The organism is Gulosibacter sp. (assembly GCF_052090685.1).
Lineage (GTDB): Bacteria > Actinomycetota > Actinomycetes > Actinomycetales > Microbacteriaceae > Gulosibacter.
This window is the reverse complement of the sequence record NZ_JBQDBE010000005.1, coordinates 111,129-127,089: the sequence shown is the minus strand read 5'-3', so window position 1 is coordinate 127,089 and position 15,961 is coordinate 111,129. Positions and strand designations below refer to the sequence as shown.

Genomic DNA, 15,961 nt, shown 5'->3' with positions numbered 1-15,961 from the left:
CGGGAGAACTTTTTGCGGCTGCTTCGGCAGCGAAGTCGCGGTTTGCTAGGCGAGCGACGGGCCCCGAGACAACGCGATGCTGTTCTCTGGCACACCGACCACGCCCTTCTCGATGAGATCAACAACCTCGAGACTTGAAATCCCAAGTTCATGCGTGAGGATCGAAATTGTGTCCTCGCCGAGCTTCGGCGGATACTTAGCCGGCACCTCTTCGGTTTCAACGAAACGAATCGGTGTCGAGACGTTCTCGTAGGACGTCGACCCGTTTTCGATGTTCAGTAGCGAGCCGTCGGCGGCTTCCCGAGCATCCTCAATTGCCTCGAGTACGTTCTTGATCGGCGCGACCGGCACCGAGGCTTCGGTGAGCATCCGCACCCACTCGTCTGCGGGCCGTTTGAGCACTTGTGTCTCAAGAATCTCCCATAATGCGTGCTTGTTTGCGAGCCGCGACGGGGCATCGACGAACCGAGGATCGGTCGTGAGTTCAGGCACTTCAAGAACTTGGCAGAGGCTCTCCCACATTCGCGGGGTATTTGCTGTGACAACGAACTCTCGCCCGTCCCCTGCCTGAAATGAACGGTACGTCGGAATTGAGTCGTGGGCCGCACCCTGCGGCTTCGGGGCTTCATTCTTCAGCATCGTGTAGAGCGCCTGGTACGAGAGCATCGCGAGTTGACCGTGCAGCATCGAGACATCGATGACGCGTCCCTTGCCGCTTGTGCTGCGCGCCTGCAATGCCGACAAGATTCCGATCACGGCATAGAGACCAGCCACCACGTCGCCAGCGGGTATACCCAGGCGAACCGCTGGCGCACCCTCGTGCCCGGTCAAGCTCATTACGCCGCTGAGCGCCTGAACAACCATGTCGTAAGCGGGCTTGTCGCGTTGAGCGCCCTCTTGGCCAAAGCCACTGATGGATGCCCAAATCAGAGCTGGATGCTCGATCGACAGTTTTTCAGGGTCGATGCCGAGTCGTTTGGTCACGCCTGGGCGAAAGTTCTCGATCACGATATCGGCATTCGCGATGAGCTTCTTGATGACTGCAAGCCCCGCCGGATCCTTGAGATCGATCGCGACGCTGCGCTTATTGCGATTGTTCGCAAGAAAGTATGCGCTGTCGCCATCGAGTTCCGGGCCAGCAATCGCGCGGCTCGAGTCTCCAGTAAGTGCCTCGACTTTGATGACATCTGCCCCGAGATCGCCTAGCAACTGGGTTGCCGATGGCCCGGAGAGGAACGTCGTGAGGTCGACAATTTTCAGCCCCTGCAGTGGTGGGCGTTGTTTGATACTCATACTGCCTCGAAAATGTGCACGGTGCAGGCCCCGTGATCGAGACCCGCCGTACCGCCACCGGTTACGTGAGTCATCGCCCATCTCGGATCCTCGATCTGGCGATCATGCGCCTGCGACGTGAGCTGCCAGAACGCTTCGGCAATCTGTGCGACGCCACTTGCCCCGACCGGATGACCCTTCGAAAGCAGACCCCCGCTCGGGTTGACGACGACCTCGCCGCCGAATGTCGTGCTGCCGTCGCGAATAAGGTCAACACCGTGGCCCCGCTCCGTGAGCCCGAAAACCTCGTAGTAAACAAGTTCAGCGATTGAAAAGGCATCATGCAGCTCGATCATGTCGAGATCCTTGGCTTCGATACCGGCAACGGCATATGCATCCTTTGCCGAGTTCTCGCTGATGTCCGGCCAGGTCATGTCGCGAGCACCCTCTTCGACGTGGCCCGAATGCAGCACCGAAGCGGCAACGCGCATGCCCTGCTTAAGTCCGAGCCGTTCGCAAGCCTCTTCCGAAGCGAGAATGACGACGGATGCGCCGTCGCCCGTCGGGCAGCACATCGGCAAGGTAAATGGGTCTGCAATGGGGCGGGCAGCGAGTACCTCTTCGACGGTGGTTTCCGTCCGGAATTGCGCGAACGGGTTCATGGCACCGTGTTTGCGCGACTTCACGCTGACGAGCGCAAGGTCTTCCGGTGTTGCGTCGTAATCATGTAGGTAGCGAGTTGCTCGCATTGCGTACACCGCAGGCATCACGATCCCCTGCTTCACCTCGCGATCTTCGGGTGAGAGCGGCAGCGTGCCGCCGCCGAACTGGGTGAGCTTTTCGACGCCGATTACGACTGCAACGTCGGCGAGACCCTGCTGGATGGCCTTCCAAGCTTCGTGGACCGCGGTTGCGCCACCAGAACAAGCGTTCTCAACATTGACGATGGGGATCGTTCCGAGCCCAATCTCTTTGCAGATTCGCTGCCCGGTCATCATGCCACCGTAGGAGTGTCCTACATAAACCATGTCGATGTCCGACTTGTCGAGACCGGCGCTGCGGATCGCCTCCACAAGCGGCGGAATGGCTAGACCGACATAGGAAGAACTGCGATGCTTGGCAAATTTCGTCATCGCGGCCGACACGACAAAAACACTCTGACTCATGGTGAGCCTTTCTCTTGAGATCAGTTCGAACGTTGTGGGGCGAAGAACCAGTCATCACCCTCGGTCACTAGCTCGACTCGAATGTCCGGTGTGAGTGGTTGGCCCGTCTCACGAAGATCTGCGAGCGTGCGAACGCCCACACCGTCGAGGTCGACGTAGCCGATAGGCCGGGTCCCTTCCAGACCAACGTGCAGTCGAGTGAACGAATACAGCGTGCCGTTCGTTGGCAGCGCGATGCGCCTGACGTTATCGCTCATGCAGTTGCTGCAGAACCCGCGAGCACCGATCATGTGCTGCTCGCAATCCTGACATGTGGTTCCTACAAGCCTCTTTCCTGCTGCAAAGTCACCGATGAGCTGTTCATCGTCGAGGTCGGCAAGAGGAGTCGAGACCTTGACTCCAGTAGTCGTCGTCATGAAATTTTCCTTTCCCTAGAAAAACTGGGGCTGGCAGCTGTCGCTAGAACAGCAGCAGAGGGTTGATAAGTACGCCTGTCGATCGGTGAATCGCAGTTGGTGCGGCAATGAGTTGCCCGACGAAAGTGTCCGCGGCACGCAGCTGCTCTGCCGCGGGCCCCAGCAGCGAGTTGTCTACGAGACACAAGCCGATGGCCCAAATCAGCTCATGCACTTCGAGTCGTGCGCCCGGGTTATTGCGCGCGTCATGGAAGTCCCACAGCACGACTCCGGGTTCGTGTGCGGCAATCCAAGTCGCTCCCGAACCGTCGATTCCCGGGCGGGGTTGGAGCACCGCTCCCGGGGTGTATCGATGCCCGGCGGCCTCGAATTTGTCTCGCCCCTGGTAAATGAGCAGCGCATCGCCCGGCTCGAGAGTGACGCCGGCGAGTTCGACAGCGGCATCCAGTTCAGCCGCGGTGACCGGTTGGTCGGCCGTGACCCATTCCGTGCCGCGTACGCGAGGAATATCAAGCAATACCCCGCGCGTGGCGATACCGTGTTTCGCCCAGGCGACCATCGTGTCTTCATCATGCTGCGAGTCTTCGACGGGGATTCCCCCGTGCCAGGTGCCGTCGGCACCGATGTGCGCAAAACCGTCCATGTGGGTGTTGTGGATGCCGTGGGCGTCGTATTTGATCACGTCTCCTCCGTGCGCGTTACGGCCATGCACGCCGGTCTGGACGTCGAGGTCAACTCCCCCGTGGCCGTCAGGCAGTTCAGCGACCGCGAGTGACTGCCACTGCGCCTTTTCTTGGCGCATGACTTCGGCGAGTTTTTCAAGTTGCGCGGGACGGGTCTCAACCTCACGCTCGAGCGAGATAGCTCTGCCGAGCTTCACCGCTGCGACGCCGCGAAGTCGAGCGCGCTCGTCGATCAGTGCGATCGAACCGCGGCACTTCGCGCCTTCGTGATGGTACTTCTGCGCATGAGTGTCTGCTGCTTTGCGGGCGCTGGGAAGGAGCGGGTCCGGCAGCTCAGCTATCGGAGTCGCAGGTTGGACAGGGTTGGTCACTAGCTTGCCTTCGTTTCAATGATTTTTGCGTTGTCGAGCGGAAAGTGGCACGCGGCGTATTGGCCCGGCCGGATCTCGCGCATCGCCGGCTCTTCGCTTGCACAGATGTCTTGGGCAAACGGGCATCGTGCGCGGAATCTGCAACCTGACGGTGGCCGCAGCGGCGATGGAATATCTCCCTGCAGCGAGGGTCCCGAGTAGCCGTCTTCTTCGTGAGGGTTCGGAACCGAGTCGAGCAGGCCGCGAGTGTATGGATGAGCCGGGTTGGCGTAGACGTCGACTGCGTCTCCGAATTCGCACGTTTTACCGAGGTACATCACCAGCACGTTGTCGCTGAAGCTGCGCACGACACCCAGGTCGTGCGCAATAAAAACGATCGTCAGCTCGAATTCCGCCTTGAGGTCTTCGAGGAGATTCAAGATTTGAGCCTGCACCGACACGTCGAGTGCCGAGACGGGCTCGTCACAGATCAGCAGGTCGGGGCGAATCGCGAGCGCGCGGCCGATCGCGACGCGCTGCGCCTGTCCGCCAGAGAGCTGGCGCGGAAGCATATCGGCAAAGCGCTCGCTCGGTAGCCCGACCTGTTCGAGGATTTCAGGGGCCTGTTTGAGCCGCTCTTTCGCTGAAATGCCGTCGATTGCGGCGCCCTCCATGACGACCTCTTTGACGGGTCGGCGCGGATTGAGCGAGCTCACCGGGTCTTGAAAGATCATCTGAATCTCGCGACGCAACTCTTTCATTCGCCCTGCGCTGGCACTTTCAATGTGTTCGCCGTTGAATCGAACGCTACCTCCCGCCACGGGGTCGAGCTGTAAAACGGCACGGCCTGTGGTGGATTTTCCGCATCCAGATTCGCCGACGATGCCGAGGGTTTCGCCCTTCATGAGGTCGAAGCTGATTCCCGCGACCGCCTTGAATGGCCCTGAGGGTGTCTGGTATTCGACCTCGAGGTCTTCAACTGATAGGACTGCAGAGTCTCCGCGCAGATGTGCGCTACCGCTACCGGCCAACGAGCTCACCTACTTTCTCTGCCACTGGGTGGAAGCATGCTGCTGTGTGCGCTGGCCCGCGGTCGACCGTCAACATCGGCGGTTGATCCTTGCGGCACTTGTCACTCGCGAACGCGCACCGCGCCGCGAATCGGCACCCTTCCGCAGGGTTAGTTGGGGACGGCAATGCGCCCGGAATCACTTGATATGGAGTGTGGCGTTGATGCTCGATCGATGGCGTCGCGCCGAGCAGCGCACTCGTGTATTGATGGCGAGGTTGGTCGAATACATCTTGGCTCTCGCCCCACTCAGCGAGTCGGCCGGCATACATCACCGCCACCTCGTCGGTCTGGCCCGCGACGACGTGAAGATCGTGGGAGATCAGCATGAGCGACATGTTTCGTTCGATCTGGATGCGTCGCAGCAGATCGAGCACCTGTCGCTGAATCGTCACGTCGAGTGCAGTGGTGGGCTCATCTGCGATGAGGAGTTCGGGTTCACAAGCGAGAGCGACGGCAATCATGACGCGCTGGCGCATACCGCCCGATAGTTCGTGCGGAAACGCCTTAAGCCGTCGTTCGGGGTCAGGTACTCCCACCTCATTAAGGAGGTCGAGTGCCCGGCTACTTGCTTCACTCTTTGAAATACCGAGGTGACGACGCATCCCTTCGGTGAGCTGGCGCTCCACTTTGACGACCGGGTTCAATGAACGACCTGGGTCTTGAAAGACCATCGCAATCTGTTTACCCCAAATTTCGCGAAGTTCCTTCTTCGAAAGGTCGAGCATCTCGCGGCCCTTGAACAGCACGGAGCCTGTACAGGCTGCGGTCGAGGGCGTGAGCCCCATGACGGCACGAGCCATCACCGACTTTCCCGAGCCGGATTCTCCGACAACGCCGACTGCTTTGCCGTAGTCGAGCGCGAGGGAAACCCCATCCACAGCTCTGACGACGCCGCGCGGAGAATCGATGTATGTGTGGAGGTCCGTGACCTCCAAGAGCTTTTGATTGCTCATGGGAAGAGGTTCCTTAATTCCTATGTCTCGAGATCATTGGGGTGCTCTGTTCGGTGAGGCGTATCAGAGCACCCCGTGTCGCAGTAGCACTGGAGGTCACTACTGGAGAAGCCAGATGTCATCCACACGCGGGGTGGTGTAGCCATACATCAGCACGCCTTGAACCTTGTCGGTCGTCAAGAGTTGGTTGTAGTAGCCGCTGTAGATGATGTAGGGCACATTCTCGACGTACTGGTCTTGCACGATCTGATACTGCGCGGCCTTCTCTGCTGGATCATCTGTCATCCCCGCAGCGTCAAGCGCCTCGTCGGTCGTCGGGTCGTTATACCGCGAATAGTTGGTTGCGCCAGCCTGACTGTGCAGCGCTCCCCAGAGTCGACCCGACGGGTCGGAGAAGGCCAACGTCGAGGTGGTGAGCTGATAGTCACCAGCGGTGGTATAGACACCGGCCTCACTCGCAGGTTTCTGGTCGGCAGTAACGCTGACGTTGTCGTATTGCTGAAGTTGCGATTGCAGCGAATTGAACGTGCCTTCCGATGCGGGCCCAGGAGTCATCGCATACTCGAAGTTCAGTGGCTTGCCATCCGCAGCGAGCTCGTCAAACAGCTCCTGTGCTTTCTCGGGGTCATACGTTGATATCGGAGTGTCCGAATAATACGGTGAATCCTCATTGAACAACGTCGCTGGAACTGATGGATAGCCGCCAGTTGCAGCGTCGGAAAGTGCCTCAAGATCAAGGGCGTACATCAGCGCCTGACGTGCGCGAATGTCGTCGAAGGGTGCCTTGGAGTGGTTGAACATGAGCGCAGTTCCACCGTTGAATTGATAGTCGTGGAGTACGAAGCCAGCAGCGGTCGCATCTTCGGCAACGAAAGCATCTGAGTTGAGAATGGCATCCGCATCACCGGTGAGTAATGCATTTAGCCGTTGAGTGCTGTCTGTCACCCCCTGGATTTCAATTGCGTCAAGGTAGGGCTTGGGGGCGTCAAAGTAGTTGTCATTCTTCACGAACTTGGCAGTACCGTTCGGTGTCCAGCTCTCAAGGGTGAAGGGACCGGCACCGATTGGGTTGGCATTGAATGTTTCTGTGCCCTGTTCGAGCGCATCCGGCGAGGCGATCCACTGCAGCGCATACACGGAGAAGTTGCCGATGAAGCCGGGGTTGGCAGTCGTCATGTTAATACTCAATGTGAGGTCATCGACGACATCAATATTCTCGATTTGACTCGCGTACCCGAGGCTCGCAGAACCGTTGGCGGGGTCCTTGACCCGGTCCCAGTTGTATTTCACTGCCTCAGCGTTGAATGGTGAGCCGTCGCTAAACTGGATCTCCGGCTTGAGCGTCACGGTATACGTATTACCGCCGTCCTCGGATTCGAACGTCTCACACATATTGCACTCCGAAACCCCGGTCTCCGGGTTCGGCTTGAGGAAGTCACCGTAGAGCGCGCTGTATGTCGCGGGCGTTGACGTGCTACTGAACGCCTGCACCGGATCAAAACCGGTAATCGGCATGTTTTCGATGAACTTGAGGGTGCCACCGTGTACCGGGTCACCCACTTCGGCTTGAGTTTCTCCCGCCGCACCAGCGTCACCTGCGCAGCTAGTGAGACCGAGCAGCGCGACCGCCGCCATTGCAATGAGCGAGGATTTCTTCTTTGAAATCACGTTGGCCATCTTTCTTGTTAAGGGATGTGTTTCAGGAATGAGTAATGGATCGAGCACTGGAAATTCGAGTTAGTTTTGCAGCGTCTTATCGAAGCGAGTGCGCAGGTCTTCGCCTGCTTGGTTGAGTGAAAAGACTGTGAGAAACAGCGTGATTGCCGGCACGAGCACCATGTAGGCCTCATTTCGCATGACCTGCGCACCCGCGTTGATCATGCCGCCCCAGCTCGGCGTGGGCGGGGGAACCCCGAGACCAAGGAAGCTCAATGAGCCTTCGGCGACGATGAGTGCGGCGATCACGAGCGGAAGATACGCCGCGATCGATGGCACAACGTTCGGCAAGATCTCGCGAAGGAGTATTCGGATATTGCTTGCACCCATGTTCTTCGCGGCACGCACGAAGTCGCGACTCGCCCACGCCATCGTGTTGGCCCTCGTCAGTCGAGTGAATGTGGGAACACTCGCGACGGCGAGTCCGGTCAACAGCACCCAGATACTCGGTGAGTAAATCGCAGTGACTGCAAGAAGCAGCACGAGCACCGGGATAGAAAGCAGTACGTCTGCGATCAGCGTGATGAGCGAGTCAGCGAAGCCACGGAAATAGCCTGCGACAAGACCCAGCAAGATGCCAACCGTTACGCCGATTGACGCTGCGGCAACGCCGACGACCAGTGACACTTGAGCGCCATAAACGATTCTCGAGAGCATCGAACGCCCCACAGCGTCGGTGCCTAGCCACAATTCGATGGGGCCGGAGAAACTCGGCGCCTGACGGATAGGTCCGGCAATCGCGTCGTGTTCGGGAAACGGTAGTATCTGCGCAAATAGGGCTAGGAAGACGATAACGCCGATCCACGCGTATGAGAACCACACGAGAAACTGAAACTGTTTGCGTTTGGGGGCGATTTTCGGAACGCCGGTCCGTGCGACTTGGGTTCGAACCTTCTTTTTCGGATTGAGCGTCACGCTCGTTGTGGGGATCATGCCGCTACCTTCTGAGTCTTTGGAGCCTTCGTCTTCTTGGAGTTGCTCACCTTGCGCACACGCGGGTCAACAATGCCGTAGCTGATATCCACCAGCATGTTTACGACGACGAAAACGAGAGCGATAAACGCGACAACGCCTTGGACTGCGATGACGTCATTCGAGATAACGGCATTCGAAATGAACTGGCCGAGACCGGGAAGCACGAACAGTATCTCGACGACGATCGTTCCGCCGATAAGTCGAGCGAGGCTCAGACCAGAGATCGTGAGCAGCGAGAACGAGGATGGCCGGAACGCGTGACGCATCATGACGTAGCCGCCGGACAGGCCCTTGGCTCGGGCCGCTGCGATGTAGTCCTCGCTAAGTGTGCCAATTAGGTCAGAGCGAAGCACACGGTGAAATGCCGCAATTTCTGTGAGCCCGGCAGCAAGTGCCGGTAATAGTGCTGTCCGAAGGTTGGCCCACAACCCGTCTCCGATATCCGACCAGCCAAGTGCTGGCAGTGCGTTGAAGCTGACGGCAAAGATCAAGATGAGTACCGGCCCGGCAACGAATGCTGGTACCGAAAGAAACACTGAGGTGAGTGCGCTGATTGCTCGGTCAAGCGTGCCATTCGGACGCGAGGCCGAAACAATTGCCAGTGGCACCGAGATGAGGAGTGATATTGCGAGCGCCAGAATTGCGATCTCAAATGTCACTGGCAGACGCTGCATGATCGATTCGGTCACCGGAATATGCGTCAGCGGAGAATTCCCGAGGTCTCCGCGTATCGCGTGCCAGAGCCAATCAAGGTACTGAATGATAAATGGGCGATCGTAGCCGAGTTCGGCGTCCATTGCGGCAATCGCCTCAGGCGTTGCTTCCGCGCCGAGAATCGTCTGCGATACCGAGCCGGGCGCGAGGTGCATCATGAGACTCACACCAAATGTAACGAGCAGGACGACGAGTAATCCGTAGCCGACGCTGCGTAAGATTTTAATTGCCACGGTGTCCCTCCCCGTCACTCGTTCTGAAAACCATCGGTCGCATCTGCGTGCTCCGACGGACGTGCTCCACTCTCAAACTCGACTCCTTTGTCGCGTTCACTGTGTCCGAACTTCGGTGTTCTGGAGACTAGTGAAGGCCTAAATTAATGTTCGATACTGCGGAACAGCAGTTCGCTTGTATGCCATAACGCAATCTAACCCAAACGCCGGAGGTTTTGTCAACCCGAGCTCAAAACTTGGCTATTCACATGAACGGGCGCGAACTTGTGGCCGAACCGCCACCTTTGACTTCACAACATTCCTGTGCAAAAATTACGAAACGTTCTCTTCAAGCGACAATGCGTTCGACCTAAGAGAACAACTCAAATCTGTTTCGCACTATGACAAGGATGTCTACAGAAAATGACGGATTATCTCGGCTACCGGGGCCAAACCTGCGTCGTAACCGGCGCCGCATCGGGCATGGCCCGGGCACTCACCGAAGAACTCGTCGGCCTCGGTGCCGACGTGTACGCAGTTGACCGTATGCCAGTCGATATTGACGGCGTCAAGACTTCCATTGTCGCTGATCTCAGCAGCAAAGAGTCCATCGATAAGCTCTTCACCGAGCTACCGTCCCGCATCCACGCCTTCTTTAGCGTCGCAGGCCTTGCCGGCGTTCACAACAGCTTCACCGACACGATGACTGTGAACTACGTTGCGAATAAGTACATCACCGACACGTACCTGCAAGAGCGGATGGCGGAGAACGGCTCCGTGACGTACGTCACCTCGGCCGCTGGTTTACGTTGGGAATTCCCGGAGATTCGCGAAGAACTCTCGCCGTTCACCGACGTGGATGCGGGCTGGGATGCCTTGATCGAGCGAACTAACGAATTTAATGAGCGGTTTGGCGGAGAAGTTGCCGGGTTTGTCGGCTACATGTTTTCGAAGCGCGCTCTCAACCTCCTCGTCGCCGAACGAGTGCAGGCATTCGCCGGAAACCAGGTGCGCATCAACGCAATCCTGCCGTCGATGACCTCTACCGGTATGCTCTCTGACTTCGCCGAACAACGTGGCGGTTTGGATAATCTCAAAGCGGCAAGTACTGGCCCCGCCGGTCGTCTCGCCGAGCCGATCGACATGGCGAAGACTCTGGTCTTCCTCGGCAGTGACTTGGCCGGCTTCGTGTCCGGTGTATTCCTTGACGTCGATTACGGCATGAACGCCCTCGAGCTCTCCGGCATCAACCCGATGCGCACCAAGTGGACATTCGCTGACACGCTCTCGAAGCAGCCAGCCTGAACCGCGCTACCACTACATAAGGACTTGCCCTCATGACAGACACACTCACCACAGTTCGCAGCACCCCAGTCGCACTCCGTCACCCAGACCGCTTCTTCATTAATGGCGAATGGGTGTCCCCCAAGAGCAACCTGCCCGCGTTCGAGGTCATCGATTCAGCCACTGAAGAGGTGTTTTATAGCGTGGCTCAGGCTGGCCCAGAAGACATGGATGCCGCGATTGCCGCCGCGCGATATGCCTTCGACCACACCGAGTGGCCACGTCTCGACCCGTCAGTTCGCGCCGAGTATCTGCGAAAGCTTGCCGCCGGTCTCGCCGCGCGCAGCGAGGAGATGGCCCAGTACTGGACTCGCCAGACCGGCCCGACGTACACAATGGCGCAGATGTCGATGCAGCGCATCCCAATGTCATTTGAGTTCTACGCCGACCTCGCAGCGACCTACCCCTGGGTCAAGCCCGGCAAGTCGATGATGTCGAAATGGGCGGCGATAGTTGCCGAGCCGATCGGTGTAGTTGGTGCGATCGTTCCGTGGAACACTCCCCTTTCACTCGCGACCTGGAAGATTGCGCCCGCCCTGCTCACCGGCTGCACAATCGTGCTCAAGCTTCCTGCCGAAGCACCGGGCGAACTGCTCGTGTTGACCGAAGTTGCGGAAGGGATCGGTCTGCCGCCCGGCGTACTGAACGTTGTGACGGGTCGTCGCGGTGTCACCGAACAACTTGTCGGCGACCCACGTGTGAATAAGGTCGGGTTCACCGGCTCGAGCGAGGTCGGCAAGAAGATCGCGGTCAACGCGAGCCACAACCTCACCCGTTTCACACTCGAACTCGGTGGCAAGTCTGCTGCCGTAGTGCTCGACGACTATGACCTCGACCAGGTTGCCGCAGTCATCACCGGTCAGGAAGTTTCACTCACCGGGCAGAACTGCTCTTCGCTGACCCGCGTGGTGGTTCCGAAACAAAAGCACGATGAGTTTGCCGAGAAGCTCGGTGCTGCATTCGCCGCCGTCAAGGTTGGCGACCCCTTCGACCCTGAGACGCAAATGGGCCCGGTCGCGCTCGAGCGTCAGCGCGGCAGCATCCTCGACTACATCGAAAAGGGCAAGGCGGAGGGCGCGACCCTCGTGACCGGGGGCGGTCGCCCCGAAGGCCTCGACCGCGGCTGGTTCGTTGAGCCCACCGTATTCGCGAACGTTGATCGCAATGCAACGATCGCGCAGGAAGAGATCTTCGGCCCGGTTGTCTCAATCATCGCGGCAGAAAACGAGGACGACGCGATCGACATCGCGAACGGCACTGAATTCGGCCTGAACTCCTCGGTGTTTACGAATGACATCGAGCGTGCTTGGGATGTCGCTCGGCGGCTGCGCGCCGGAACCGTTGGCCACAACGGCTTCAAGGTGGAATCGCTCTTGCTCGGCTTTGGTGGGGTCAAGTCTTCTGGCTATGGCCGCGAAGGCGGGGAAATGGGCGTTGCCGCATACATCGAACCCAAAACTGTGCTGCTCGATGAAGCGCCACCGCAGTTCAAGTGACTCGGAACTAGAAAAGGACTGGAATGACGACGACCAAGATCAACCCCGAAGAAGTCGATTTCTTCACCGATGCCGAAGTCGCGGCGAACGCTGAACCATACTTCGACTACATGCTCAAGCACCATCCCGTATTCCGCGAGCCGAAGTACGGCGTGGTGATCGTGACCGGATATGAAGAGTGTCTCAAGGTCTACCACCAACCAGACGTGTATTCGTCGATCAACCGCACGGGTGGTCCGGTGCTCGATCTGCCCTTCGAAGTCACCGGTGATGACATCACCGATCTCCTCGAGCAACACCGGGAGTACTTCCCCACGAACGATCAGATCGTGACATTCGACCCACCGATGCACACCGATCACCGCTCGCTCGTGATGGGGCTGATCACACCGAAGCGGCTGAAGGCGAATGAGACCTTCCTCAAAGAGCAGGCGGACCGGTACCTCGACGAGATTCTCCAGTCGAATGAGGTGGAGTTCATCTGGGACTACGCGAAGAAGTACACGATCGTCGCTGTTGGCGACCTGCTCGGGGTGCCCGAATCTGATTTCCCGCTGCTGCTCGAGATCTTCGCGAGTGGTCCCCAGGGGCCGGTGCTGGGAGATCTTAACCTGCAGGTTAGCCACAACAACAGTCTCGAGCGCATGTATGACTACTTCATCGAGAAAATCAAAGACCGTCGAGCGAACCCGCTGGATGACGTGCTCACCGGTATTGCACTGGCCAAGTTCCCAGATGGCTCGTTTCCCGAGCCGATCGAGGTCGCTCGAATTGCCGCGAATATGTTCGCAGCGGGTCAGGAGACCACGGTGCAGGTCATGAGCGTGTGTTTCCAACGCATCGCCGACGACCAGGACCTGCAAAATCTGTTGCGCAACGAACCCTCCCTTATTCCCGCGTTCATCGAAGAGACACTTCGCGCTGAAGCCCCGATCAAGGGATCGTTCCGGCTTGTGAAAAGGCCGACTGAGCTCGGTGGTCTCGAGCTGGCTCCCGGCACCAATGTCATGCTGCTGCACGGTGCCGCGGGTCGGGATGAAAAGGTGTTTGATAACCCTGCCCAGTTCGACGTGAAGCGCGCAAACGCTCGCCAACATCTCGCATTCGGTCGTGGAATACATACCTGCCCAGGTGCACCACTCGCACGAGCAGAGGCCGTTTTCACGATTCAACGATTCCTCGATCGGATGAGCGAGATCACGATCGATGACTCCAAACACGGCCCCGCGGGTGATCGAGAATGGGATCTCATCCAGAGCTTTAAATTCCGCGGCCACCAGCACCTCTACCTCAAATTCAAGGAGGCGAAAAGCGAATGACTCACGAACTCTCGGTTGATGCAGACCGCTGCATGGGCTCTGGCCAGTGCACGTTCTATGCGCCGGCGACGTTCGATCTCGATGAAGACAGCATCGCGTTTGTGATCGACCCGAACGGTGACTCGGAAGCCAAGATCGCCATGGCGATCGATGTGTGCCCGACCCGCGCGATCGCCCGAACCCTCGCAGATACGAAGCAGTAGCGGACATCAGAAAGGGCCCTGACCAGTTGTTGGTCAGGGCCCTTTCTGATGTCCGCTGCGAGTCTTGCGCGCTTGCCGCCCGTTAGAGCGACAGTCCCCCATCGACGGGAATCGCGACCCCGGTGACGTACCGCGAAGCGTCCGAAGCGAGATACAGCGCTGCTGCTGCATCGTCTTCTGGATCACCCATCCGACGCAGAGGAATCATCGATTCAACCTTGCCGCGAGAATCCACAGAGTTATTTTTGAGCATCCCGGCAGTGCGAGTTGCGCCCGGGCAGATGGCGTTCGATCGGATTCCCTCCGGACCGAGTAATACCGCCATTGACTTCATGTAGCTAATCAACCCCGCTTTTGTCGCGCCATAGATCGGTAGTCCAGCGGAAGCGCGCAATCCAGAAATTGAGGCGGTATAGATCAGTGACGCTGAGGATGATTTCCGCAGAAGTGGCAGCAACCGCTTCGTAAGCATCATGGGCGTGATGAGGTTGATCGTCGTTGTCGCGAGCAGCCCGTCCTCGTCGTAGTCGAGTTCGGTTTGGCCTCGAAGGCCCGCGTGATTATAGAGCACATCAAGCACTTCGTCGCGTCCGAGCAGTTCATCGGCAAAATTTCCGACGGCAGCCAGGTCGCCGAGATCGACCGCTTGAGTTTCAATTGCGATACCCTCCGCCTCAAGTTCCTTCGCCAGTCCGTCGAGCCCGTCGGCGTTTACATCGACAGCGATCACTTGTGCGCCGCGACTGGCAAACATCTGTGTCGCTGCGCGGCCCATACCTGAAGCTGCTGCGGTGATGAGTACACGTTTTCCGGAGACGTCAAACAGTGCGTCTCGATCGGTGTTCTTTGACATTCGGGATTCTCTTTCTGTTGGTTAGGGGGAAGCGCGACGGTCGCCTGGGATCGTGTCGGTTGTGAAACCCCACGGAATACCCAGGCTGGTTGCCGCATCGGTAATGAGAGTGCTTTGCTCACGTGCGGCGAAGCGCACCCCGGTGGCGTTGAGGTGCTGCTCAACTTGGTCGAGCCCGGCGACCTTCCACGTAATCGCGTGGTAGACGTCGTTCGCATCACTGTTCTCCTCAAAATCACGCGCTGCCTGGGTGCCAGGCTCAGGCTGCGCGAAATGGAAGATTGCATCGGCCAGTTGCACATAAGGGCCGCTTACGCCGCGAGCAGCGTCGCGGCCTTCATAGATCACTTCGCCACCAAGCACTTCCACGGTGAGCCGCAGTGCCCGCTCGACATCGCCGGTGAGCATGGTGTGATGGGAGGCGAACTCAATCCCCAGAGGATCGTTAGCGACACCTATTTGTGGTGCGAACCCGTCCAACCCTCGAGTATCGAGTGGGAACTCAAAGCTCTCGAATACGTGATAGCGAATTCCAGCATCATCCGGCAACGTATGAAAAGGACTACCACCACTTGGGGGTTCTGGTGCGGTGAGGATCTGCTCGCGTGAGTTAGTCACACGAATGCCGTATTCTCCGAGCGTTCGATAGAGATTCGCCGCACCGTCGACGAACCAACCTGTCGTCTTCAGGTGAGCGTACTCAATGTCGGGATAGCGCTGTTCGCCATTGGTCACGTACCGACGCGGTTCAAGTGAATCGAACAGGACGTCTGCGATATTCGTGAAGATCGAGTAGTCGGATGCATGATCGGCTCGCGCGGGAAATACCTCTGCGAGATTGCGGCTCGGCTGGCCGAACACACTCGAGAAAAAGGCCGCTGCTTCGTCGAGGCTCCGCACGTGGATTGTCGGGTGAAACATTCGTTGAACTGCAAAATGCTGTGATTGATTGCCCATCAACACCTCACTCATTGATGACTCCTTCGTCAATAACCCGCAACCGGGAAGATCCACACAACAGAACGCGCGATCTTTATTACGGGACACAATGATTTTGACACCGGCACCAACGAAAAACAACCAAAAATGGGCTAAAAACCGCAGATGAAAGCGTGTATTCTGCGGGCTGCAAAATGCTGAGTTCGGGACCATTTTCCCCACTTGACAGACCCGGATCGCCTCGACCAGACTCTAGGCAGAGCGCTTATAGAAACGCG

Annotated in this window: 15 protein-coding genes; 4 read left to right on the top strand and 11 right to left on the bottom strand. The window is 58.2% G+C overall.

The features are described from left to right. Nucleotides 1–45: 45 nt before the first annotated feature. The 9 genes from ACTHXA_RS04795 to ACTHXA_RS04755 form a co-directional block, all read right to left on the bottom strand. Nucleotides 46–1,293 (bottom strand): CaiB/BaiF CoA transferase family protein, encoded by a 1,248-nt coding sequence (locus tag ACTHXA_RS04795; protein ID WP_441669902.1) that lies wholly within the window; start codon nucleotides 1,291–1,293, stop codon nucleotides 46–48. After that, the gene (locus ACTHXA_RS04790) at nucleotides 1,290–2,438 is read right to left on the bottom strand and encodes a thiolase family protein (protein ID WP_441669900.1); all 1,149 of its coding nucleotides are present in this window, start codon (nucleotides 2,436–2,438) and stop codon (nucleotides 1,290–1,292) included. The genes ACTHXA_RS04795 and ACTHXA_RS04790 overlap by 4 nt, the downstream gene beginning before the upstream one ends. Nucleotides 2,439–2,458: 20 nt before the next feature. Beyond that, nucleotides 2,459–2,854, bottom strand: coding sequence for a Zn-ribbon domain-containing OB-fold protein (locus ACTHXA_RS04785; RefSeq protein WP_441669898.1), 396 nt, complete (start codon nucleotides 2,852–2,854; stop codon nucleotides 2,459–2,461). Between the two features lie 43 nt (nucleotides 2,855–2,897). After that, a complete protein-coding gene (locus tag ACTHXA_RS04780) occupies nucleotides 2,898–3,908 on the bottom strand; it encodes a cyclase family protein (protein WP_441669896.1) in 1,011 nt (336 codons plus the stop codon). After that, entirely contained in the window at nucleotides 3,908–4,918 is a 1,011-nt protein-coding gene (locus ACTHXA_RS04775; protein ID WP_441669894.1) for an ABC transporter ATP-binding protein, read from the bottom strand. Before ACTHXA_RS04775 ends, ACTHXA_RS04780 begins: the two co-directional genes overlap by 1 nt. After that, on the bottom strand, nucleotides 4,908–5,912 hold the full coding sequence (locus ACTHXA_RS04770) for an ABC transporter ATP-binding protein (protein WP_441669892.1): 1,005 nt from the start codon (nucleotides 5,910–5,912) through the stop codon (nucleotides 4,908–4,910). The genes ACTHXA_RS04775 and ACTHXA_RS04770 overlap by 11 nt, the downstream gene beginning before the upstream one ends. A gap of 99 nt (nucleotides 5,913–6,011) precedes the next feature. Next, entirely contained in the window at nucleotides 6,012–7,589 is a 1,578-nt protein-coding gene (locus ACTHXA_RS04765; protein ID WP_441669890.1) for an ABC transporter substrate-binding protein, read from the bottom strand. A gap of 60 nt (nucleotides 7,590–7,649) precedes the next feature. Beyond that, nucleotides 7,650–8,561, bottom strand: coding sequence for an ABC transporter permease (locus ACTHXA_RS04760; RefSeq protein WP_441669888.1), 912 nt, complete (start codon nucleotides 8,559–8,561; stop codon nucleotides 7,650–7,652). Further along, the gene (locus tag ACTHXA_RS04755) at nucleotides 8,558–9,550 is read right to left on the bottom strand and encodes an ABC transporter permease (RefSeq protein WP_441669886.1); all 993 of its coding nucleotides are present in this window, start codon (nucleotides 9,548–9,550) and stop codon (nucleotides 8,558–8,560) included. The genes ACTHXA_RS04760 and ACTHXA_RS04755 overlap by 4 nt, the downstream gene beginning before the upstream one ends. A gap of 402 nt (nucleotides 9,551–9,952) precedes the next feature. Here ACTHXA_RS04755 and ACTHXA_RS04750 point away from each other — a divergent pair, with 402 nt between their 5' ends. The 4 genes from ACTHXA_RS04750 to ACTHXA_RS04735 are packed head-to-tail and all read left to right on the top strand — an operon-like array spanning nucleotide 9,953 to nucleotide 13,891. Continuing rightward, nucleotides 9,953–10,834: an SDR family oxidoreductase gene (locus tag ACTHXA_RS04750; protein ID WP_441669884.1), complete on the top strand. Its 882-nt coding sequence runs from the start codon at nucleotides 9,953–9,955 to the stop codon at nucleotides 10,832–10,834. A gap of 32 nt (nucleotides 10,835–10,866) precedes the next feature. Next, complete coding sequence (locus ACTHXA_RS04745) at nucleotides 10,867–12,369, top strand: aldehyde dehydrogenase (RefSeq protein ID WP_441669882.1); 1,503 nt, start codon at nucleotides 10,867–10,869, stop codon at nucleotides 12,367–12,369. Nucleotides 12,370–12,392: 23 nt separating this feature from the next. After that, the gene (locus ACTHXA_RS04740) at nucleotides 12,393–13,688 is read left to right on the top strand and encodes a cytochrome P450 (RefSeq protein ID WP_441669880.1); all 1,296 of its coding nucleotides are present in this window, start codon (nucleotides 12,393–12,395) and stop codon (nucleotides 13,686–13,688) included. Further along, nucleotides 13,685–13,891, top strand: coding sequence for a ferredoxin (locus tag ACTHXA_RS04735; protein ID WP_441669878.1), 207 nt, complete (start codon nucleotides 13,685–13,687; stop codon nucleotides 13,889–13,891). Before ACTHXA_RS04740 ends, ACTHXA_RS04735 begins: the two co-directional genes overlap by 4 nt. Before the next feature lie 82 nt (nucleotides 13,892–13,973). On the opposite strand, the gene ACTHXA_RS04730 is transcribed toward ACTHXA_RS04735, so the two are convergent. Further along, the gene (locus ACTHXA_RS04730; RefSeq protein WP_441669876.1) at nucleotides 13,974–14,744 is read right to left on the bottom strand and encodes an SDR family NAD(P)-dependent oxidoreductase; all 771 of its coding nucleotides are present in this window, start codon (nucleotides 14,742–14,744) and stop codon (nucleotides 13,974–13,976) included. A gap of 21 nt (nucleotides 14,745–14,765) precedes the next feature. Further along, nucleotides 14,766–15,716, bottom strand: coding sequence for a VOC family protein (locus tag ACTHXA_RS04725; protein WP_441669874.1), 951 nt, complete (start codon nucleotides 15,714–15,716; stop codon nucleotides 14,766–14,768). Between the last annotated feature and the right edge of the window lie 245 nt (nucleotides 15,717–15,961).

What these genes read in the sequence shown, in the direction of transcription:
- ACTHXA_RS04745 (WP_441669882.1), top strand. Translation starts at nt 10,867, where the DNA reads ATGACAGACACACTCACCACAGTTCGCAGCACCCCAGTCGCACTCCGT.
- ACTHXA_RS04770 (WP_441669892.1), bottom strand. Translation starts at nt 5,912, where the DNA reads ATGAGCAATCAAAAGCTCTTGGAGGTCACGGACCTCCACACATACATC.
- ACTHXA_RS04750 (WP_441669884.1), top strand. Translation starts at nt 9,953, where the DNA reads ATGACGGATTATCTCGGCTACCGGGGCCAAACCTGCGTCGTAACCGGC.
- ACTHXA_RS04725 (WP_441669874.1), bottom strand. Translation starts at nt 15,716, where the DNA reads ATGAGTGAGGTGTTGATGGGCAATCAATCACAGCATTTTGCAGTTCAA.
- ACTHXA_RS04785 (WP_441669898.1), bottom strand. Translation starts at nt 2,854, where the DNA reads ATGACGACGACTACTGGAGTCAAGGTCTCGACTCCTCTTGCCGACCTC.
- ACTHXA_RS04740 (WP_441669880.1), top strand. Translation starts at nt 12,393, where the DNA reads ATGACGACGACCAAGATCAACCCCGAAGAAGTCGATTTCTTCACCGAT.
- ACTHXA_RS04795 (WP_441669902.1), bottom strand. Translation starts at nt 1,293, where the DNA reads ATGAGTATCAAACAACGCCCACCACTGCAGGGGCTGAAAATTGTCGAC.
- ACTHXA_RS04735 (WP_441669878.1), top strand. Translation starts at nt 13,685, where the DNA reads ATGACTCACGAACTCTCGGTTGATGCAGACCGCTGCATGGGCTCTGGC.
- ACTHXA_RS04760 (WP_441669888.1), bottom strand. Translation starts at nt 8,561, where the DNA reads ATGATCCCCACAACGAGCGTGACGCTCAATCCGAAAAAGAAGGTTCGA.
- ACTHXA_RS04765 (WP_441669890.1), bottom strand. Translation starts at nt 7,589, where the DNA reads ATGGCCAACGTGATTTCAAAGAAGAAATCCTCGCTCATTGCAATGGCG.
- ACTHXA_RS04790 (WP_441669900.1), bottom strand. Translation starts at nt 2,438, where the DNA reads ATGAGTCAGAGTGTTTTTGTCGTGTCGGCCGCGATGACGAAATTTGCC.
- ACTHXA_RS04730 (WP_441669876.1), bottom strand. Translation starts at nt 14,744, where the DNA reads ATGTCAAAGAACACCGATCGAGACGCACTGTTTGACGTCTCCGGAAAA.